General features: G+C 62.8%; 15 protein-coding genes. 8 read left to right on the top strand and 7 right to left on the bottom strand.

Annotation, left to right across the window (positions count from 1 at the left end; all coding sequences use genetic code 11):
- The first annotated feature begins 510 nt into the window (after positions 1-510).
- The 5 genes from AB3X99_RS22805 to AB3X99_RS22825 all read left to right on the top strand — a co-directional run bounded on the left by AB3X99_RS22805 (position 511) and on the right by AB3X99_RS22825 (position 6,614).
- The gene (locus AB3X99_RS22805) at positions 511-1,668 is read left to right on the top strand and encodes a filamentous hemagglutinin N-terminal domain-containing protein (RefSeq protein ID WP_368618222.1); all 1,158 of its coding nucleotides are present in this window, start codon (positions 511-513) and stop codon (positions 1,666-1,668) included.
- Entirely contained in the window at positions 1,665-2,981 is a 1,317-nt protein-coding gene (locus AB3X99_RS22810; protein ID WP_368618223.1) for a hypothetical protein, read from the top strand. The genes AB3X99_RS22805 and AB3X99_RS22810 overlap by 4 nt, the downstream gene beginning before the upstream one ends.
- A gap of 14 nt (positions 2,982-2,995) precedes the next feature.
- Positions 2,996-3,400, top strand: coding sequence for a hypothetical protein (locus tag AB3X99_RS22815; RefSeq protein WP_368602634.1), 405 nt, complete (start codon positions 2,996-2,998; stop codon positions 3,398-3,400).
- A gap of 825 nt (positions 3,401-4,225) precedes the next feature.
- Positions 4,226-5,962, top strand: a complete 1,737-nt coding sequence (locus tag AB3X99_RS22820; RefSeq protein WP_368618224.1) for a ShlB/FhaC/HecB family hemolysin secretion/activation protein — start codon at positions 4,226-4,228, stop codon at positions 5,960-5,962.
- A 31-nt stretch (positions 5,963-5,993) separates the two neighbouring features.
- A complete protein-coding gene (locus AB3X99_RS22825) occupies positions 5,994-6,614 on the top strand; it encodes a hypothetical protein (protein WP_368602637.1) in 621 nt (206 codons plus the stop codon).
- A gap of 71 nt (positions 6,615-6,685) precedes the next feature.
- Here the strand turns inward: AB3X99_RS22825 and AB3X99_RS22830 are convergent, their stop codons facing one another.
- From AB3X99_RS22830 to AB3X99_RS22845, 4 genes are all read right to left on the bottom strand, one after another.
- Positions 6,686-8,035 carry an MFS transporter gene (locus AB3X99_RS22830; RefSeq protein ID WP_368602639.1) on the bottom strand — a complete coding sequence of 450 codons (1,350 nt, stop codon included), beginning with the start codon at positions 8,033-8,035 and terminating at the stop codon, positions 6,686-6,688.
- Positions 8,036-8,558: 523 nt separating this feature from the next.
- Positions 8,559-10,334 carry a tannase/feruloyl esterase family alpha/beta hydrolase gene (locus tag AB3X99_RS22835; RefSeq protein ID WP_368618225.1) on the bottom strand — a complete coding sequence of 592 codons (1,776 nt, stop codon included), beginning with the start codon at positions 10,332-10,334 and terminating at the stop codon, positions 8,559-8,561.
- Positions 10,335-10,530: 196 nt separating this feature from the next.
- Positions 10,531-11,259, bottom strand: a complete 729-nt coding sequence (locus AB3X99_RS22840; RefSeq protein WP_368618226.1) for a substrate-binding domain-containing protein — start codon at positions 11,257-11,259, stop codon at positions 10,531-10,533.
- Positions 11,260-11,347: 88 nt separating this feature from the next.
- Positions 11,348-12,373 carry an amidohydrolase family protein gene (locus tag AB3X99_RS22845; RefSeq protein WP_342948688.1) on the bottom strand — a complete coding sequence of 342 codons (1,026 nt, stop codon included), beginning with the start codon at positions 12,371-12,373 and terminating at the stop codon, positions 11,348-11,350.
- 370 nt (positions 12,374-12,743) lie between these two features.
- Between AB3X99_RS22845 and AB3X99_RS22850 the strand changes: the two genes are divergently transcribed.
- Complete coding sequence (locus AB3X99_RS22850; protein WP_368618227.1) at positions 12,744-13,916, top strand: epoxide hydrolase family protein; 1,173 nt, start codon at positions 12,744-12,746, stop codon at positions 13,914-13,916.
- Positions 13,917-13,919: 3 nt separating this feature from the next.
- Here the strand turns inward: AB3X99_RS22850 and AB3X99_RS22855 are convergent, their stop codons facing one another.
- The gene (locus AB3X99_RS22855) at positions 13,920-14,921 is read right to left on the bottom strand and encodes a fatty acid desaturase (protein WP_368618228.1); all 1,002 of its coding nucleotides are present in this window, start codon (positions 14,919-14,921) and stop codon (positions 13,920-13,922) included.
- 128 nt (positions 14,922-15,049) lie between these two features.
- On the opposite strand from AB3X99_RS22855, the gene AB3X99_RS22860 reads away from it, so the two are divergent.
- Positions 15,050-15,874 carry a phosphate/phosphite/phosphonate ABC transporter substrate-binding protein gene (locus AB3X99_RS22860; protein WP_368618229.1) on the top strand — a complete coding sequence of 275 codons (825 nt, stop codon included), beginning with the start codon at positions 15,050-15,052 and terminating at the stop codon, positions 15,872-15,874.
- Positions 15,875-16,097: 223 nt separating this feature from the next.
- On the opposite strand, the gene AB3X99_RS22865 is transcribed toward AB3X99_RS22860, so the two are convergent.
- The gene (locus AB3X99_RS22865) at positions 16,098-17,513 is read right to left on the bottom strand and encodes a YeiH family protein (protein ID WP_368618230.1); all 1,416 of its coding nucleotides are present in this window, start codon (positions 17,511-17,513) and stop codon (positions 16,098-16,100) included.
- 141 nt (positions 17,514-17,654) lie between these two features.
- Positions 17,655-19,151, bottom strand: a complete 1,497-nt coding sequence (locus tag AB3X99_RS22870) for an MFS transporter (RefSeq protein ID WP_368618231.1) — start codon at positions 19,149-19,151, stop codon at positions 17,655-17,657.
- Between the two features lie 162 nt (positions 19,152-19,313).
- Between AB3X99_RS22870 and AB3X99_RS22875 the strand changes: the two genes are divergently transcribed.
- On the top strand, positions 19,314-20,141 hold the full coding sequence (locus tag AB3X99_RS22875; RefSeq protein ID WP_368618232.1) for a MetQ/NlpA family lipoprotein: 828 nt from the start codon (positions 19,314-19,316) through the stop codon (positions 20,139-20,141).
- Positions 20,142-20,183 lie beyond the last annotated feature (42 nt).

The following is a 20,183-nucleotide window of genomic DNA, read 5'->3' on the forward strand; positions in this document are numbered from 1 at the left end:
CAAATGCCTCGAACCCTTTGCCTTCCTGGCTGCAAGCCTTGTGCCGTGCGGTTTCAGCCGTGGCTCCCCGGCACCCCGCTCCATTTATCGCCCTCCTTCGCCGCGGCGACGAATTTTGCCCCCGAACCGCCCCATTCATGATCGAAAACACTGGCCGATAAGCAGCGGTCAGCGGGCCAACCCAATCGAAAAACGTCGGAGACCACGAGTGCACACCCGCCAGTGGCCGGCGAACTGAGCGCCGTAATCGACACCTACCGCGCGTTGATATCCAGCCGTTTGCATGGAAGCCGTTATCCGCATGCTGAGCCGCAGTCCAAAAATCTTGTCAGCACAACTGATAGAACGGGACATGCACGTCGCTAGCGAAGCGTAAGTAATGCGAATCAGGTATCTCGAAATTTGTTTAGCCCGAATTCTTGTCGATCGTCATTTCGCTTAACGATTGTTGACGGATTTTTTCTGCCGCCCAGGCGATGATTTTGTCTTTCGCGCGCGCCTTTGGTAGCGATGCCGGACATCATCTGGCCTCAAGGGTTAATAAAAATGAATGACCGTTGTTATCGGCTTGTCTTCAGCAAGCTGCGGGGAATGTTGGTCGCAGTTTCAGAAACAGCGACGGGACACAGTAGCGCCTATCATGGGGAAACCGGCCCCGCGCGCGCGCTTCAGTCCTTCGCGCTCTTTTCAATGCGTCATGCAGCGTTTGCTGCGCTCGTTCTCTTTGCTCTCGCGCCAGCCCTCTCCGAAGCACAGATTGCACCGTCCGGCGCGCACGCGCCAAACGTAATCACTACGGCAAACGGGCTCCCGCAAGTGAACGTCACCAAGCCCTCCGGGGCTGGCGTATCACTTAATACATATTCACAATTCGACGTCCAGAAAAGCGGAACAATTCTAAATAATTCGCCTGTTATTGCAGGCACGCAACTCGCCGGGCAAATATCGGGGAATCCGAATTTTGGTCCGAATGACGCAGCGAAGATTATCGTCAACCAGGTTAACAGCAATAATCCGTCCCAGTTGAGAGGTTACGTCGAAGTCGCAGGAAAAAAAGCCGATGTCGTGATTGCGAACAGTTCCGGGATCGTGGTCGATGGCGGCGGCTTTATCAATACCGCACGTGGAATTTTAACGACCGGTAATCCGCTTATCGATGGCAGTGGGAATCTGACGGGCTTCAGTGTAAGGGGCGGCCTGATTACTGTCCAGGGCGCGGGCCTGAACGCCTCGAATATCGATGAGGTCGATTTGTTGTCCAGAGCCCTCGAAGTGAATGCGGCCATATATGGCGGCAATACACTTCATGTCGTGACGGGCGCCAACAACATCGATTACACGAGCCTCGTTCCCACGCCCATCGCAGGTACGGGACCTGCACCCGGCGTCGCCATCGACGTATCGCAACTGGGTGGCATGTACAGTGGCCGCATCATCCTGGTCGGCACGGAGAATGGCGTGGGTGTCGCGAATGCGGGCGCCATTGCAGCGCAGGCGGGCGACCTCATCCTCACGAGCGCGGGTCAGCTTGTGCAGTCCGGCAAGGTCAATGCGAGCGGCAATGTCGGAATCAGTGCGACGGGCGTCGCGAATACGGGCACCATCTACGCGCAGGGCAACACCGCGATTGGCACGGAGGGAACCGTTTCGAACAGTGGGACGGTTTGACGACCGGTACCCTCACGTTCAGCGATATCCAGAACCAGTCGCATTATGACGCGACTAGCAACGGTATTAGCGCGGGCGTAGGCGTTGGCAGTACCGGCAAGGCAATCGGGCCGGGCTCGGTCGGCGGGACAGGTGGTGTATCACCGATGATGTCGCAGAACGAAAGCGGTGATTCGAGCGCGACCACGCGCAGCGCGATCAGCGCGGGTTCGATCAACATCACGAACCAGGCAGCGCAGACGCAGGATGTATCGACCCTGAGCCGCGATACGACCAATACCAACGGCACTGTCGCGCAGACGCCGGACGTGAATGCAATCCTGAACCAGCAGGCCGACACGATGCAGGCTGCGCAGGCAGCAGGCCAGGTTGTCGCACAGGGTATCGGCGCGTATGCCGACATGAAGGAGCAAGCCGCAAAGAACGCTGGCGATTCCGCAACCGCTGCGGCATGGACGGAAGGAGGCGATAGCCGCGCGATCTTGCAGGCGGCAGGCGGCGCGCTGATTGGCGGCCTTGGCGGCGGCAGTGTTTTCACGGCCGTCGGTGGTGCAGCGGGCGCAGGCCTGGCCTCGATGGAGGCCCAGGCATTGAACGACGTTGCGGGAGGCGTTGAATCCGCAACGGGTTCTGCCCTGCTGGGTAATATTGCAGGGAACGTGGTTGCCGGCGTGGGCGGCGCTCTGGTGGGCGGCACGGCTGGCGCGGCAACGGCGTCGAATGTGCAGCTTTACAACCAGCAGCTTGATCCGCTGATGAAGAGAAAGAGCCTGGTTCCGTCTACATGCACGGCGACTGGGCCTTGCAATGAATCGGTGATGACGGCACAGATGAACGCGACAGGCGCGAATGCGCAGGCGGCACTTAACACGACAGCAGGGTTGCCAGCGGTGACTGCCGTGGCTGGTGTCGGAGGAACGTTCGTCCTTGGGTATGGGATTTCGGCGGGAGTTGGCTTTTATCTCACGCCGGGATTCGGTAACACAAATTTCGACGCAGGCTTCTACGCTACATACGGTACTGGGTATGGGTTTGACCCGTCTGCTGGTGGCTCTGTCGGCTTCAATAAAGGGAGCGCGGCCGATTTGCGCGGTGTAGCCTCTAACGTGAACACTGCGGTATCCCTTGCTGACGTTGGCGTAGGTGGCTCGGTGACTTACAGTAACGGTCAAGCGACCGGCGCGTCCTACGGAGTGGCGATCAAAGGCGTACCGTCCGTCGCAGGGGGAACCGCGTCCGTTACCAATATGACCACGTGTACGCTGGGGATTAGTAACATCACGAGCGGTTTGACTCAATCTATTTGCAAGTGAGGACGTTACCGAAGATGAGAGTACATACAAGGACTCTTGCGGCGAGCGCGGCTTTGATCGTAATGGTCATTGCGGCGCTGCTGTTTGGCGAGACCTTCAACACAATACGCTCGTTGCCTATCAAGATTTGCGCAAGTGTCATCGCAGCAGTCTTTATCGTACTGCTGGTCTTGACTGCCGTATCGTTTTTTGCGTCGGGCTACTTCTTCCTTCGAATGGTGAATAGCCCTCAGTCTGGTCAGACAGTTTTCGATGCCAGAATGCTGAAAGGAAAATCGTTGTTTTCTGATCTCTACCTAAGTGAAGAAGGAAAACTAGCTCGATCACGTCTACTTAAATCACTTCGCTGTTTCGCAATTTTCTGGATTGGCGGCGTGTGTGCTGGCTTACTAGCGGGTTGGCTCGTCAGGGTTGGTTGAAAAACTTAAAGCAAATATTCAACAGGGGCTATCAGTACGGCCCCATCCTTTTAGATGGTAGATTGAGCTTGATCTCTCTTATGACTGAATCGAATACGAAACGTCATCTCATTTTGGCTGGACTATCAGCATGCCTAAGTGCTTGCGCTTACGTTATTCCCCCTCCCCATTACGTTGATACGGCTACGCCGGTCTATGACCCGGCCGTGTCCGCACGCATGAGAGTCCTGTCTTCTAATGGCCCCGACCGAAGTGCAACATTCTGGGAGGGAGACTGCTACAAGTCGGGAACCGACGCGACGGCCGTTAGGGTAAGTGACGGCTTTCTTGCCTCTTGGAAATATTCATCACGGAGCGTTGTGATCGGGATGCCTCCAAGTCCACGAAAATCGATGCAGGTCGATGGATTGTTTTCAAAGGATATGATCAGAGAGTATGTCGTCCCCGCGGGAAAACCGGTAACGGTGGCACTCGCAACGAGTACCTACTATGGCAGCTACGGTGGGACGAGCGGCTGTGCAGCGCCGGCGGTAATGTTCAAACCCGTAGCCGGGCAGGACTACGACGTCTTTCTCGATACCGGACGGGGCGCATGCTGGACTGCGGTTCGGCATATTGACGACCACGGTATGGACGAACCGGTTCCCGTGACGCGCGCCTTGAAATGCGTGGCAGAGGCTCCATCGGTTTCGACCAATGCTCAGTAGTGTTTTGTGGCCGCAGTCGAGTCACGCATATATGTCGCGCATCAAATCCATTCGAAAACCGTTACGAGAAACTCCGCAAGCGCTACGAAAAGAACCATAACGAAAGCAGCGAATAACGATGAAAAGTAAGAAGAATCTTGCGGTGCTGCCGCTCGCGGTACTCGTACCGCTTGCCGTTTATGCGCAGACTGCGCCCGACGTAGCAGCCCGCACGAATGCGGCGCAGCAACAGCAGGTCGAGCAGCGGCGCGACGCGCAGCAGCGCGCTGCGACCGTCGCCGCGCCCGTTGTACGCTCGACCGCGACCGCAGTCGGCGAGTACCCTGTACTGCCCGTCGAGACGCCGTGCTTTCGTATCGAGACGTTCACGGTCGAGGTTCCCGATACGCTGCCTGAGGTAGTTCGTGTAAAGGGTGCATCGGCGTTGCCGCTCGATCCGTTCGGATTCCTGCACGACTGGCTGCGCCACTATGAGGGCCAATGTGTTGGCAAACAAGGCGTTGACATGCTGGCGAAGGGCCTGCATGGCGTCATCCTGAGCCACGGTTACATCACGACACGCGTACTCGTGCCGACCCAGGACCTCTCGAAAGGGACGATGAAATTCACGCTCATACCGGGCGTGATCCGCAACCTGAAGTTTGCCGACGCCAGTATACGGGGCACGCTGAAATCCGTCTTTCCGGCTCGCGACGGCGACATCCTCCAGTTGCGCGACCTTGAACAGGGACTGGAGCAGATGAAGCGCGTCCCGAACCAGGACGCCTCCATGGAGATAGTGCCCGGTACCGAACCCGGCCAGAGTGATGTCGTGGTTACGGTCAAGCGCACGAAGCCATGGTCGCTCGTCGTCTCGGCGGATAACTCGGGCAGCGACGCGACGGGCCGTTACATCGGCAACGTGTCGCTCGCGCTCTATAACCTCCTGGGCATCAACGACGTGCTTTCAGGTGGCTACAACCAGGATTTGCAGTTCGGCAACCATGACCTCGGGACACACGGCTGGAATGCCTCGTATGCGGTGCCGTGGGGCTACTGGACTGGCACGCTGTTCGGCTACACGAACACGTATTACCAGCAAATTGCCGGGGTCAACCAGACGTTCGTTTCGAGCGGAAACGCGCAGACAGCGGGTCTGAAGCTGGAGCGCGTCATTCGTCGTAGCCAGAACGATGTTTCGGGCGTCGAGTTTCAGCTAGTCAAGCGCTTTGGCGCGAGCTTCATCGATGACGTCGAAATCCCACAGCAGAAGCGCGACAACACGTTCATCGAGGCGGGGCTGACCAATCGCCATTACTTCGGCGCGGCGCAGTTCGACGGCACCCTCGCCTATCGCCAGGGTATCGGCTGGCTCGGGGCGATGCCGGATGCAGCGAGTGGGCCTACGTACTATTTCCACATGGCGACACTCGACACCAATCTCTCGGTGCCGTTCGCGGTGGCCGGTAAGACGCTGCGTTATGTCGGCACGCTGCACGGGCAGTTCACCAACGACGAACTGAACTATATCGATGACCTGACCATCGGCAGCCGCTACACGGTTCGCGGCTTCAGCGGTGAAACGATGCTGGCCGCGGAGAAGGGCTTCTACTGGCGCAACGAACTCCAGTATCCGCTTGGGGCAACAGGCCAGATGCTTTATGCGGGCCTCGACTACGGCCGCCTTTGGGGACCATCTACGGCGTTTCTTGCCGGGACGCAACTCGCGGGCGCGGTCCTCGGCTTCAAGGGTTCCGTACCCTCGCGCCTGGCCGCGTTCACCTATGACGTGTTCGCCGGCACGCCGGTCTACGCGCCGCGCGGCTTCCCCGCGCCGAGCGTGACGCTGGGGTTTCAGGTGACGGGACAATTCTGATGTGCGATTCACTGACGATAAGGAGCTAACAATGTTGATGAGCCGAAAATTTTCGATGGGTCTGATTAGCGCCGCCGTGCTGCTGGCCGCGTGTGGCGGAGGCAGCGGCGGCGGTGGCGGAGCATCAGGGGCGGATTCGTCGGCTTCCGCGGGAGTATCCTCGCCAGGTGCGGCCTCTGCGCCTGACGCGGCCTCATCGCCGCAATCGACCACGTTCAACTGTCCGGCCAGCTACAGTCGCCTCGATATCCCCCCGAGTACCGCTGCGGGCACGGCGATGACGATGGTCTCCAATGACAATATCGCAACGCTGACATTCAAGGCCCCCACAGGTGGCGTTACGCGCGCCTTGACGCTCTGCCTCGGCAAACCTGACCCGGTGCCCGCTGGCATCACGACGCCCTTCGCCTACGAAATCACGGAAGGTGGCGCTGGCGATATCACGCAGTTTGACAACCGGATGCTGACGTTCAATTTCTCGACAACGCAGCCTGTGACGGGCACTCCTGCACTCGAGCTGGCGACCGTTACGGCTGCGGGCGTGACCTATTCTCCAACAATTCCGGGAGCGCTGTTCACCGTCAGCCCGAATTACAGCGTCGCCGGCATTCCGAACCGGACGGGGCTGTATGTGGTTCGCCTGACGAAGTAACGGATGAGTCGGCGACACAGACAATGACCGACCGCCGCGCCGATCAGTCCAGCGCTGTTGCTAAATCCAGCTCAGTGTGCCGCGCTCACCTGCGTAGCCGGTTCCGAATGACGCGCACGCTGCGAAACCAGGATCGCAAGCGCCGCGAGCACCGCCGGTACGGCGAGCATGGCGAGAATCGCAGCGAATTCCCAGCCGAGACCCAGCAGCGCACCGCCGATGGCCGAGCCGAAGATGCTGCCAAAGCGGCCCATGCCCAACATCCAGCTCACACCCGTTGCACGCGCAACCGTCGGATAGCGGCCCGGTGCGTAGGCGTTCAGGCCCGTTTGCGCACCGCTCATGCAGAAGCCCGCGGCAAACACCAGCAGCGCGAGCGACGAGGAAAGCGCCCCCACACCGGCCAGCGCCAGCACGCAGATGCCGCCGCCGACATACGCCGCGCTGATCACGCGCGCCGGGCGCACCTTGTCCATGATCCAGCCCACCAGCACGGCGCCGATCGTGCCGCCGATCTGGAACATGGCCGTGACGTTCGCCGCCACCGTGATGGAGAGGCCCGCGTCCTTGATCAGCGTGGGCAGCCAGCCGGTCAGCAGATAGATGACGAGCAGACCCATGAAATACGTGACCCACAGCGCGATGGTCATCACGCCATAGCCTTCCGAGAACAGCACGCCGATCGGCTTGCGCGTGGGCAGCGGCGGCTCCGTCGAAACGAAGTTCTCGTCGCCTGCGAAGTTCGCGCCGGTCACGCGGTTCAGCGTCGCGGCAATGCGCTTGCTCGTGGCGCCCCGCACGGCGAGCAGACGCGCCGATTCCGGCAGCAGCCAGGCCTGCAGCGGCACGAGTGCGAGCGGAATGGCGCCGCCGAAAATCAGCACCGCGCGCCAGCCATGGTTCGGCACGAGCCAGCCAGCCGCGAAGCCGATCAACGCCGAGCCGAGGTTGAAGCCCGTGAACATGATCGTGATGAGCAGCGCGCGGCGGCGTTGCGGCGAGTACTCCGAGAGCAGCGTCGTGGAGTTCGGCATGGCCGCGCCAAGACCGATGCCGGTCAGCACGCGCAGCGCCGCCATCGAAACCGGCGACTGCGTGAACGCCGTGAGGATCGTGAACACGCCGAAGAGGAACACAGAGGTGATCAGCACCCACTTGCGGCCAACGCGGTCAGAAGCCGGGCCGGCGGCCAGCGCGCCGATCACGAGGCCGATGGGCGCCGCGCTCATGACGAGACCGAACTCGGGACGCGAAATGCCCCACTCGTGAATGATGGAGGGCGCGACGAAGCCCATGATGGCCACGTCCATGCCATCGGCTGTCACCGCGAGGAAGCACAGCGCCACCAGTAGCCACTGGTAGGCCGAAATGTGGCGTTCGTCGATGAACGCCTTGATATCGATTGTTTTGCTGCCAGACATCTGTCGTCTCCTGTCCGTTCTGTGGTCTGCCGCTCGCTCGTGCCCGAGTCGAATATCTACGAACTGCTATCCGTCGGGGGCACGATAGATGGCCAACCCCGCGTCTAAAAGTGCGGGTTAACCACATATTGGATACGTCCTTGCCCGTCCGCATGGGCGATTCCCGCACGCTCGCACCCGCGATACCGCCCGGGAAGCCGCGCCGCGTAAAGGCCGTGCGCATTCGGCCCGCGCTTTGCCCGACGCGGCCCGGGGCTGGAATCGAATCCAGCGTGATAAACAAAATCGATGTTCTCCGAAAGGATTCGCAAACGCGCTGGACGATCGTGCGGAATTCAGTTGCCGCTACATCGCCGGGGGCCGCTTCCCTACGCGCCGCTTTTCGAGGCGGCGGCGCCGTTCGAGCCGCTGCCCTTGCCCCGCATGTGCCATGCGATTCAGTTATCGATTCCAAAACAAAACCAGCCCCGAAGGGCTGGCCGGTTCAACGTCGAATCAAGCGAGTGTGCCCGAAATTCACCCGTTAAGGCGCGGCAACACCCTGCGTAGTCGGCGTGTACGTCGCATAGAAGCTCGAGCCTGCCCAGGTATGCGTCGGCTGGTTATACAGCGGTGCGCCCTGCGTCCAGTTCGCACCGAGGTGCCAGTCGCCGGTGCCCGTGAACTGCGCGACGGCCGGGTACGGATAAACCGGGCGGCTGGCCGTCACGTTGTTCGACGAATCGGTCTGGTACGTCATGACCGCGTTCGGCGCCGCGCCCTGCTCGGCCCACGCCGTGATCTGCGAGACGAGGTCGATGTTCGGGAAGCCTTCGCCGCCGCCGCAGTGGGCCACGCCGGGCACGAGGTACAGGCGAGCGAAATCGCTCACGTTCGAAGCGCCCATCGTGTTCTGCATCGCTTCGTAGTACTGGATCGTGAAGAGCGGCGAAATGTGTTGATCCGCCCAGCCGTGCCACAGGATCAGCTTGCCGCCCGCCTTCTTGAACGCCGATAGATCGGGGTTCGTCGCGTCCACCAGCGGATGGTTGGCCTGCAGGTAGGTCGGGTAGAAGCTCGCATCCGTGTAGCCGAAGGTGTCGATGGTCGGCATGGTGGGCGAGCCCGTGAAGATCAGGTTATAAGCACCCGTCACGATCATGTAGCTGAACAGGCTCTTCACCGATACCGGCGTGGCCGTCGAATTCGTCGTGGGCACTTCCACGCCGACCCAGTTCTCCTCCGAACCCATCTGCGGGGAGCCCGCCAGCATGCGCTCACCCGTTGTCGCGTCGACCGGTCCGCCATAGATCTTGCTCGCGGTGGCGACTTCGGCTGCGGTCAGACAGTTGCTCGTGTTCGTCGCGCCCTGCGCACACTGGATCGATGCGGGATCGAAATTGCAGGTGCGCGGATCGGCGATCAGACCATCGGGCACACCCGCCTGGCCGCCGCATGCCGCGATGACTGCCTTGTGCAGCACGAGCGCCTTGTCGGCGTACAGAACGGCGTTGCCGGTGCTGTCGCCGGTCGTGCTTTGCGACTCCACGCTCCAGCCGTGATACAGCGAGTTCTGGATCTGGAAGTGCGCAGCCGGCGCGCCCGCAATGATGCCGTTATAGTCGTTCGGATAGCGTTGGGCGGCCATCAGCGCTTCGCGGCCGCCGTCCGAGCAGCCGATGAAGTACGCGTACTTCTGCGTCTGGCCGTAGTAGGCCTTGATGAGCTTCTCCGCCGTGAGCGTCGTGATGTGCTGCCCGCGATAGGCGAAATCGGCCTGTTTTTGCGGGTCCGTAGTCCACGTCGTGTCGTTGCCCGAGTGGCCCATGTCGGTCGCCGCCGTCACGAAGCCGCCTTCCTGCACGAGCGGGCACGTGTAGCTGAAGCTGAACGACGACGGCTGGGTCGGGTCGCTCAGGTTGCCGCACAGGCCTCCACAGCCCAGCGCCGCAAAGCGCTGCGTCCACGTGCTCACCGGCAGCGCCACTTCGAACGTATTCGAAGGCGCGAGCGTGCCCTTTACGGTACAGAAGTTGACCGAAGCACCGTTGATGGTCGCCGTGGTCACGCTAGCCGAAGTAATCGCGCTGCCCGCGCCGCCTATATCGGTGATATCGACCGACGCAAGCTTCGAGCAAGCCACCACGGGCGCCACGACTGCTAGCGGCGCTTTCGATGCATCGGCGCTACTGCTGCCACTACCGCCACTGCCGCACGCGGCCACGAGCGTGGCCGCCGCGAAGAGCGCGAACAGCGAGAGCAGCGAGGCGGCACGAGCGCGCACGCTCGTGAAAAGCCGTCGGGTTTGCAGGTTTCTCATGCTTGCCTCCTGGTGTCGTACGTCCTGGTTTTTTTCTGATTCACTTTCACGCCTCCGATTCTGTTTTTTCTGATTAGTAAGCCTAATTACTTTGGATACGTGGACCATGCGACATGAAATGTCCAAGCCAATCGCCTTGTTGCCCCTTCTATATTGCCCCTTCTATTTCCCTTATTGCCGTCTTGCTCGTGCCCTGCTACGGGCCGTACGCCGCGTTGCCGGCCGGCTCCATGCCGAACGCCCGCTTGGTCGCCTCGGCGCGCGCCGAACCGAGGAACGCGAGGAAATCCGCTGCCGCCTGCCGCTGCTGCGACACCGCACAGATCGCCGCGGAAAAGACCGTGACGAGTTGCGCCCCGGCCGGGAGCGGCCCGATCACTTCCACGCCCGGCACATCCTTTAGCTCGCTCAATTGCTGAAAGCCGATCTCGACCTCACCGGCCGCGATCAGGCTCGCCACCGGCACGCCCGGCCGCGCCATCACGAGGCGCGGCCTGAGCGTTTCGGCCACGCCCCAGCGCTCGACCAGCCGCAACAAATGGTCGCCGCTAGGCCCCGTCGAATAGCCGATGCGCGCCGCGCGCAGCATCGTCTCGCGCAGTGCGTCCTCGGTGCCGATAACCGGGTGCGCCGCGCCGGCGGCGACGGCCGCCGCCATGCCGGAGCGCACGACGTCCATGCGCGCACCGACGAGGTGCCCGCCCGCCGCCAGGCGGTCGATCGCCGCCGAGGCCAGCACGGCGAAATCGAATGCCGCGCCGGCCTGCACGCGGCGCGCGGCTTCCACGCCGCCTATCGCCGCAACGGTCAGCCGCTGCCCCGTTTCACGCTCGTATTGCTCGGCGAGGCCCGCGAGCAGGAGACGCGTCGCCATCGACCCGACCCCCGCCAGTGCGGCGTTGCTTTTCACATCGTCCTTTGTCATTGACTTCCGTTTCAGTCCAGAGTGAGCGAGGCCGCCTTGTCTTGCGCTTCGCTGGTGTCGCATGGACTGCGAGCCGCTACGCGCGCGCTCACAACCCCTTTGCCTTGAGCCGCGCGTCGAGGCGCGGATACACGCGGCGCGCGTTGCCTTCGTAAATCTTGTAGCGATCCGCGGCATCGACATGCGCGGCTTCGATATAGCGCTTCGTGTCGTCGTAGTTGTGGCCCGTTTCCGGGTCGATGCCGCGCACCGCACCGATCATTTCGCTCGCGAACAGAATGTTGTCCACGGGAATCACGCGCGTGAGCAAGTCGATGCCGGGCTGGTGATAGACGCAGGTGTCGAAGAACACGTTATTCAGCAGATGCTCGCTGAGCGGCGGCTTCTTCAGCTCCTGCGCGAGACCGCGGAAGCGTCCCCAGTGATAGGGCACCGCGCCGCCGCCGTGCGGAATCACGAAACGCAGCGTGGGGAAATCGCGGAACAGGTCCGACGTCAGGCACTGCATGAACGCAGTCGTGTCCGCGTTCAGGTAGTGCGCGCCCGTGGTGTGGAAGCACGCGTTGCAGCTCGTGCTCACGTGGATCATCGCGGGAATGTCGTATTCGACGAGCTTCTCGTAGATCGGGTACCAGTGGCGATCGGAAAGCGGCGGGCTCGTCCAGTGGCCGCCCGAGGGATCGGGATTCAGGTTGACCGCCACATTGCCGTACTGCTCCACGCATTTGACGAGTTCCGGCACGCACGTGGCGGGATCGACGCCCGGGCTTTGCGGCAGCATCGCGGCCGGCACGAAATGCTCCGGAAAAAGCTCGCTCACGCGGTGGCACAGCTCATTGCAGATCGCGGCCCAGGTGCTCGACACCTCGAAGTCGCCAATGTGATGGGCCATGAAACTCGCGCGCGGGCTGAAAATCGTCAGATCGAGACCGCGCTCGCGCATCAGCTTGAGCTGATTGAGTTCGATCGATTCGCGCAATTCGTCGTCGCTGATCTTCAGCTCCGATACCTTCGGCATCCCGGACGGATGGGCGATGCCCGCTATCTGGCGTTTGCGCCACGCCTCCAGCGCTGCGGGCGCCGTAGTGTAGTGGCCGTGAATGTCGATGATCATTGGGACCTCTGCTGCTGATTCGAAGCGTGGCGCTACGGTACGAATCGGCCCCACCGCGCCAGTAGCCAGGGCTATTACCTGGACTGCGCAAATAATACCGCTGGCGCCACTAAGCGAGTGCGGGAGCCGGCGGCTGAAAATACCGGCAACCATGGACGCCGTGGGGTTTGCGCCGCGCCGCCTCGCCCGGATGAGGCGGCGCACCGCCCTGCCGCGCCGGCCGAATGCCGATAAATTAAATCGATGGCTCGATAAACATCTGGTAAGCGATCGATGGAATTCGAAGGGTCCCTGGGGGCGGCCGGTGCGCTGCGGCGAATTCGCTCATAATCGTCAGTTCCTCGGCCTGCCAACGTGCGGATGAACCACCATGCATATCGACCGATTCGAAATTCGCGTTCCCGAAGAGGCACTCGACGACCTGCGCCGACGTTTGCGCGCCACGCGCTGGGCCAACGCCACGCCCTCGCCGGCGTGGCAACAAGGGGCCGACACTGCGTGGCTGCGCGGGCTCGTCGCGTATTGGGCAGACGAATACGACTGGCGCGGCGCCGAACGCACGCTGAACCAGTTGCCGCAGTTCATGGCCGAAGTAGGCGGTGCGGGTGGCGCAGGTGGCCAGCGCGTGCACTTCGTGCATCGGCGCGGCGCGGGCCCGAAGCCCTATCCGCTCGTCATCACGCACGGCTGGCCGGGGTCGTTCGTCGAATTCCATGCGCTGCTCGACCGGCTCTGCGACCCCGCCGCATTCGGCGCGGACCCGGCCGAAGCGTTCGACGTCGTCGTCCCGTCGCTGCCGGGCTTTGCCTTTTCACCCGCGTCGGCGGCGCCCGGCACCTCCGCGTTCCAGATCGCAGACCTGTGGGCCGCGCTGATGCGCGGTCTCGGCTACGAGCGTTTCGGTGCGCAGGGCGGCGACCTCGGCGCGGGCGTGTCCATTGCGCTCGCCGCGCGGCACAGCCAGGCCGTCGAGGGCATCCATCTGAACTTCCTGCCCAGCTCCTACGAACCGGTAATCGATGCTGCGCAAGCCCCACTCACTGAGGCGGAACAGGCCTATCTGCGCGAGAAGACCGACTGGGCGGCGCTGGAGGGCGGCTACGCGCATATGCACAGCACGAAGCCGCAGACGGCGGCAGCGGCGCTCAACGACTCTCCCGCGGGACTGGCCGCGTGGATCGGCGAGAAGTTTCGCGCATGGAGCGACTGCGACGGTGACATCGAGCGCCGGTTCTCGAAGGACACCTTACTGACGGATCTTTCACTGTACTGGTTCACCGGCAGCATCGGCACATCCATGCAGATGTACTGGGAGAACCGTCTCCAGCCGTTTCGCTTCGCGGCCGGGCAACGCGTGGCGCCGCCCGTCGCCTTCGCGCGCTTTCCCAAGGAGATCAATCATCCGCCGCGGTCGTGGCTCGAGCGCGTGTTCGATGTCGCGCAATGGACCGACATGCCGCGCGGCGGCCATTTCGCCGCCATGGAAGAGCCCGATCTTCTCGCGGCCGACATTCGCCGCTTCTTTAAGCGGTTTCGGGAATGAAGGTCACTGCGCGGCGTTGTCGCCGAACGGATGCGCGGGGGCATCCGTCGCGCGCCACGCGTAACGCCTGAGCAGCGCGGCATAACCTTCGATCACGAATCCGCCGCATTTGTGCCGATAGTCGTCGCGCCGCATGCGATAGGCGCGCGCCAGTTGAAACCACGGCAAGCGCGGCAGATCGTGGTGCACGAGATGGTAGTTGTTGTTCAGATACAGAAAGCGCATGACGAGCCCGGCCTCGTTGATGGCGATGCGCGCCTTCGGATGCGACACCGCACGATGCTCGTACAGCGAGCGGACCATCGCGAGCCCGAGCGCGGGCCAGGTGACGGCGGCGAGATACCACCACCACGGCACGCCCGCGTAACGCTGCACCCACGCGAGCAGCACCACGACGGCCGCGCAGTGCGCGAGCCACATCGGCACGTCTCGCCAGTCACCGCTTCGCAGCGCTTTCGCCGCGCCGGCGAGCATGGCGGCCACGCTCATGGGCGGCCCGATCACCACACGGCCCACGAAACTCTTGCGTGCGTGCCACAGCACGCGATGCCAGCGCGGCAGGCGGGCCCACTGCTCGTGCTGCACGTAGTTCGTTTCGGGGTCGATGCCGGGCACGGTCAACGCTTCGTCGCGATGATGCGCCATATGGCTCTCGCGGTAGACCGCATAGGGAAACCAGACGGCGAGCGGCGGCCAGCCCAGCGCCATGTTCAGCCATGCGAACCGGGTGGGATGGCCGTGCAGCAGTTCGTGCTGGAGCGACATGTGCCATGCGCACAGCACGATGAGGCACGGCGTGGCGGCCACGAGCGTGAGCAGACCTGAGCGCACGAACGCGAGCACCGCAAACCAGCCGCCGTAGATCACGGCGATGAGCAGCCAAGTGGGCCATTCCGTGCGTGCGGTGAACCCGGTGGCGAGCGCGGCGACTTCCCGCGCGTGGTCTGCGTCGAAATATTCGGCCATGTTCGCCAGTTCCCGCGATGAAGGATGGTGCCACTCCATACGGAGAGCAAAGCAACGCAGGTCCTCACCATACCGAACGCGCGGCGCCTCACCAACCAACGAATTGCCATTTGCTTATCTCACCGCGCTGCGCGACGCGCCAGTTGCGTGCGGCGTAGAATGCGCCCATGACCCGCTGGATCGCCTCCCTGCCGATGTACAACGTGACGCCGCAACATGCGGCGGCGTGGCGCTCGCTGTTGAGTGACAGTCTGGGCATCGTGGCGCGCTCGTTCGACATAGGCGACATCACGATCGAGAACGCGCCGGAGGGCGAACTCATGCCGCACTGGCGCCGCGAGGACTTGCTGCTCTCGCAAACCTGCGGGTTTCCGTACCGCTTGCTCGGACTCGCCAACGAAGTCCGCCTGATCGCGACCCCGATATTCGACGCACCCGGTTGCGAAGGCCCGCGCTATCGAAGCGTGCTTGCCGTTTCATCCCAGGCGTGGGAACGCGGCGCGAAAACGCTCGAAGCGTGCCGCGGCTTGCGCGCCGCATGCAACAGCGCGGATTCGCATAGCGGCATGAACGCGTTGCGCCACGCGGTCGCGCCGCTCGCCCGCGAGGGCCGCTTCTTCGCCTCGGTGCTCTGGACAGGCTCGCACGCGGCCACGTTACGCGCGCTGGCGAGCGGCGCGGCCGACGTGGGCGCGATCGACTGCGTCACGTTCGCATTGCTGCACGATTCGCACCCCGAACGGTTCGACGGCGTGCAAACCATCGGCATGACAGCCTCAGCCCCAGGCCTTCCGCTGATCGCCTCACGTGCGCTCGGCGAGGATCAGACGCAGGCGCTGCGAGACGCGCTAGATGCCGCTCATGCAGCCGACGCCGAGCGCGCACGCACGTTGCGCCTGCGCGGATTCGCGCGACTCAGGGGAGAGACGTACGCCGAGATCGAAGCAATCGCGAATGCCGCCGCGCAGCAAGGCTATCCCGAGCTTCGTTGAATGCCTCACGCGATGCGCACAACAAATGCCGCGCAGCGGTCCTCCGGTTGAGTCAAACGGTCGTGCCGCAGACATAACCGGCTCTCCCCGACACTCGCCCCATAAGCCGAGCCGAACGAAGCCAACCCGGGGATGCGTGCCTCCAGCAACGCGCGGCCTTCGGCCCAGTGCGCACACTGCGCGCACAGTGGGCGCTTCCCGGATTGCGCCGCGCCATTCGAGTTCATTTTCCGAGCGCAAGCCAGTACGGCGCGAACAGGTGCACCGAAAGCAGATACCCGAGCACCACATTCACGGCCACACCGACCGTGAACGCGGCGAGCGGCATGACGCCCGTTGACGAAAGCGCGGCGAAGCGTGTCGTGAGGCCGATGCTGAGAAAGCAGAACGTGAACGCCCACGTGCGCAACGCGACGATCGGCGCGACGAAGCCTGGCGTTACGGCGCTGCGGTATTCGGCCAGCGTGTAGTGCGAAGCGACCCACGTGACAAACGCCGAAGCAATCACGAACCCGACCACGAACTTGGGAAACCGCGTCCAGATTTCGCGGGCGCGCGTCGTGGTCTGCACTTCGTCACCGGCCTCGCGGTCCCAGCGCGTGGTCGCCACGATCGCCAGCACGAAGGCCCAGATGCCGATCCAGATGTCGCGGCCCACCACCTTCATCAACACGAATGCTTGCAGCGATGCATCGGGCGCACCCGCCACTGCGCCGCTCGCGTGTCGCGCAAAGTCGCCGTAGGCCTGGGCGGCAGCAATGCCCGCCGCGTCCGCGAACTCCGAGGTGCCGATCCACGCCCCAGCCACACCGGTCGGCAGGCCGAACGCACGCGAAAGCGCCGGTAGCGCGAACACCATCACGATCGCCCACACCACGACCAGCGTGATCGCAACCGAAGCCTGCTCGCGCCGCGCGCGCACCGCGCCCGCAATCGCGATCGCGGCCGAAACGCCGCACACCGCACCGCCCACGCCGAGCACTGCGGCGAAGCGTTGGTCGATCTTTAGCGCCCGCGCCGTGCCATAGATCACGAAAAACGTGACGAGCGAAACGATGGTAGCCTGCCCCACGGCAACCGGCCCCGCCCACACAATCAACGTGAGCGGCAGCGTCGCGCCGAGCAGCACGATCCCGACCTTGATGTAGAACTCCACGCGCAGCGCCGGCGCAAGCCAGGCGGGCACAGTGAAAATATTCGACACGATGAGCCCGAGCGCCAGTGCGATGAGCGGCGGCTCAAGGTTGTAGCGCGTGGCCTGCGCCCAGGCGCCCACAATGAAGATGGCCGCCGACACCACGAAGAGGACGAAGAATCCCCGAATGAATTGCGCGACCGGCAAGCCGAGCGCCGCAATGGCCACCGAGAACACGGCCGCAAACCCCACGAAAAGCGCGACATAGGCTCCCGCATGCGCGGCGAGGTTGCGAGCGAGCTCGTCGAAGTCGTTCCAGCGCCCGGGCGCCACGGCAAGGCTCTTGATACTGCCGCCCGAAGCAAACAGCCCATACGCGATCGCAATCACGAACAGCCCGATTGCAACCGCCCACCAGTCTTCCGTCCCGAACGGCCTGCGTTGCGCGGTGACGGTCTCACCCGCGCGCTTGCCACCCTCATCCGCAAGAGTCGTATGGCTCATAGTTAGTTTTCCCCTGTTCAAACCTCGATTGCGGCAATCGCCATGTCGCCGTTAAACAGGCGCTACACATCCCGAAGCACGCGCCTCGCACTCAGTATGGGATGCGCATGTTCGAAACGAAAATGACTTATTCCTCTTTGCTTATGCTGCAATTGCAGCGTCTTCGCGTTCATCCGCATAATCCTCGCTATCGATGTCGTAGCCCGAGGGCTCCCACCGGATCGCGAGCAGCACGAGCAGCGAAGCGAGCGGCGCGATGGCGATCACCCAGAAGACCTTCGTGCCGAGCGCCGCGGCGAGCACGGGAAACAGGAATAGCGACACCGTGGAAGCGGAGCGCACGAGCGTCTGATTGAAACCCACGCCAATACCGCGCAGCGAGGTCGGATAACTGAGCGATGCATAGGTCATGCAATGCGAGCCGGGGCCGAAGCCCTGCCCGAACAGATAGCCGCCCAGCAGCAGAATGGCGACCACAACGAAAAAGGCGCTCCCCGGATGGCCGATCAGCGCAAGACCGATGAGCGAGACGAACTGCAGCGTGTGACCGAGCACGGTCATTTTCCACGCGCCGACGGTGGGCGCGGTACGCACGCCGATCAACCCGCCAACGAAAGCGAACAACAGGTTCAGCGTGAGCGAAGCAACGATGGTCGTGAGCGGACCCTGCTGGAAAAAGCTCGCGATGATCACGGGCAGGCCGAAAATGATCGCGTTGTAACCGAAAGAAGACGCCGCGCCGATCGTTGCGGCAAGAATCGTGCGGCGACGATACGTGGCGTTGAAAAGCACGCCGTAGTTGCGCCATGAAGCGGCACGCGGCGCTCGCGTGGGCGCTTCGCCGCGCTCGACCACGGTATCCACGCCATACGAGCGCTTGAGAATGCGCGCCGCGCCTTCCAGATCGCCCTGATTCGCGGCCCACACGGGCGACTCGCTGATATAGCGGCTACGCACCGCAATGATGACGAGCGCCGGCACCGCGCCGAACGCGAGCGTGATGCGCCAAAGCCAGCCGAGCTGATGCTCGGGCAGGATCGCATAGAGGCCGAGAATGAGCAGATAGCAGGTGCTCGTGGCCGCGTACCACGCGGGGCACCACGCCGCCACGCTGGCCGCCTTGTTGCCCTTGCCCGCCACGCGCGAGAACTCGGCGAGAAACGCCATGGCGACCGGCAGATCGAGCCCCACCCCGAAGCCCATGAGAAAGCGTGCGCCGCCCAGCACCCAGGCGTTGGGCGCGAGCCCGGCCGCGATTGCGGCCACCACGAAGAACAGCATGTCGGCCATGAATACGCGGTAGCGCCCGATGCGGTCCGTGAGATAGCCGCCGAACAGGGCGCCGAGAATCGCGCCGAACGTAATGGCCGCCGAAACGAAGCCGACTTGCACTGGCGATAGCGAGAATTCGCGTGCGATATCCTTGATGCCATAGGCGAGCGAGGTGAGATCGTAGGCATCGAGAAACACACCGCCCAGTGCGATCGCGATCACGATACGCGCGTTGCTGCCCTGCGCTGCGCCGGCGTTGACGATACGGGAGACGTCCTGAGCGGAGCGGATCACGGCATGTTGCGGGGCTTGCGCTTGCCCGGTGGCTTCGACGAGTTCCGAAGCGGGAACGGCGAGAGTGGACATGGAACGAGACTCGCGTGAGGAATGGAATCGCTGCATCCTAGCCACGTCGCTGCGTGCCGCAAAACGACGAATATAGCTAAGCAATCCTCCCAAAATTGGTTGTCCGCTTGCCGCGCGCTCTCTAGCATCGCCCTATCCACAACTCTTCGAATAATGGATTCTATGAAGAAAAGAACCTTGCTGGGCGCGCTGCTGGCTTCGCTCGCGCTGGGCGTAAGTATTGGGGGCGCGACGCTCGCGCACGCGGCAGACCAGACGTTGCGCGTTGGCATCATGTCGGGTGAAGACGAGGACGTATGGCGCGTGGTGGCCGCCAACGCCGCGAAGCGCGGCCTCACGATCAAGGTGACCACGTTCTCCGAATACACGCAGCCCAACGAAGCGCTTTCCAGCCACGACCTCGACGCCAATTCGTTCCAGCACAAGCCGTATCTGGACGCGCAGATCAAGGCGCGCGGCTACAAGATCGTGCCGGTCGGCTTTACCTACGTGCAGCCTATCGGGCTGTATTCGCGCAAGGTGAAGTCAGTGGCAGACCTGCCGCAGGGCGCGACCATTGGCGTGCCGAACGATCCGAGCAACGAAGGCCGCTCGCTGCTGCTGCTCCAGGCACAGGGACTCATTACGTTGCGCGAGGACGTCGGCCTGCTGCCGACCGCACGCGACATCGCGAAGAACCCGAAGAATATCCATATCAAGGAACTTGATTCGGGTATCGTCGGGCGCGCGATTGGCGATCTGGATGCGGCCGTTGTCAATACGGACTGGGCCGTCAAATCCGGCATCAAGATTCCGCAGGAGCGGATTGCTCAGGAGAAGGTGACTGGCAATCCTTATCGCAACTTCATTGCCGTGAATGAGAAGGACGCTAACGCGGGTTGGGTGCGTGCGCTTGTGGAGAGCTATCAGCAGCCTAATGTGGCGTCGGAGATTATTGCTGTGTATCACGGGGCTACGTTGCCTGCCTGGCAGGGGGCGCCGCAGCAGTGATGTTGGGTTTGCGGCGGGGCGCCGTTAGGCTTTTTGTTCGCG

The organism is Paraburkholderia sp. BR10882 (assembly GCF_040948855.1).
GTDB classification, from domain to species: Bacteria; Pseudomonadota; Gammaproteobacteria; order Burkholderiales; family Burkholderiaceae; genus Paraburkholderia; species Paraburkholderia nodosa_A.

Bases quoted from the DNA above. Each gene is read 5' to 3' on its own strand.
- AB3X99_RS22805 (WP_368618222.1), top strand. From the start codon at position 511: ATGCCGGACATCATCTGGCCTCAAGGGTTAATAAAAATGAATGACCGT.
- AB3X99_RS22815 (WP_368602634.1), top strand. From the start codon at position 2,996: ATGAGAGTACATACAAGGACTCTTGCGGCGAGCGCGGCTTTGATCGTA.
- AB3X99_RS22820 (WP_368618224.1), top strand. From the start codon at position 4,226: ATGAAAAGTAAGAAGAATCTTGCGGTGCTGCCGCTCGCGGTACTCGTA.
- AB3X99_RS22825 (WP_368602637.1), top strand. From the start codon at position 5,994: ATGTTGATGAGCCGAAAATTTTCGATGGGTCTGATTAGCGCCGCCGTG.
- AB3X99_RS22830 (WP_368602639.1), bottom strand. From the start codon at position 8,035: ATGTCTGGCAGCAAAACAATCGATATCAAGGCGTTCATCGACGAACGC.
- AB3X99_RS22835 (WP_368618225.1), bottom strand. From the start codon at position 10,334: ATGAGAAACCTGCAAACCCGACGGCTTTTCACGAGCGTGCGCGCTCGT.
- AB3X99_RS22840 (WP_368618226.1), bottom strand. From the start codon at position 11,259: ATGACAAAGGACGATGTGAAAAGCAACGCCGCACTGGCGGGGGTCGGG.
- AB3X99_RS22845 (WP_342948688.1), bottom strand. From the start codon at position 12,373: ATGATCATCGACATTCACGGCCACTACACTACGGCGCCCGCAGCGCTG.
- AB3X99_RS22850 (WP_368618227.1), top strand. From the start codon at position 12,744: ATGCATATCGACCGATTCGAAATTCGCGTTCCCGAAGAGGCACTCGAC.
- AB3X99_RS22855 (WP_368618228.1), bottom strand. From the start codon at position 14,921: ATGGAGTGGCACCATCCTTCATCGCGGGAACTGGCGAACATGGCCGAA.
- AB3X99_RS22860 (WP_368618229.1), top strand. From the start codon at position 15,050: ATGACCCGCTGGATCGCCTCCCTGCCGATGTACAACGTGACGCCGCAA.
- AB3X99_RS22865 (WP_368618230.1), bottom strand. From the start codon at position 17,513: ATGAGCCATACGACTCTTGCGGATGAGGGTGGCAAGCGCGCGGGTGAG.
- AB3X99_RS22870 (WP_368618231.1), bottom strand. From the start codon at position 19,151: ATGTCCACTCTCGCCGTTCCCGCTTCGGAACTCGTCGAAGCCACCGGG.
- AB3X99_RS22875 (WP_368618232.1), top strand. From the start codon at position 19,314: ATGAAGAAAAGAACCTTGCTGGGCGCGCTGCTGGCTTCGCTCGCGCTG.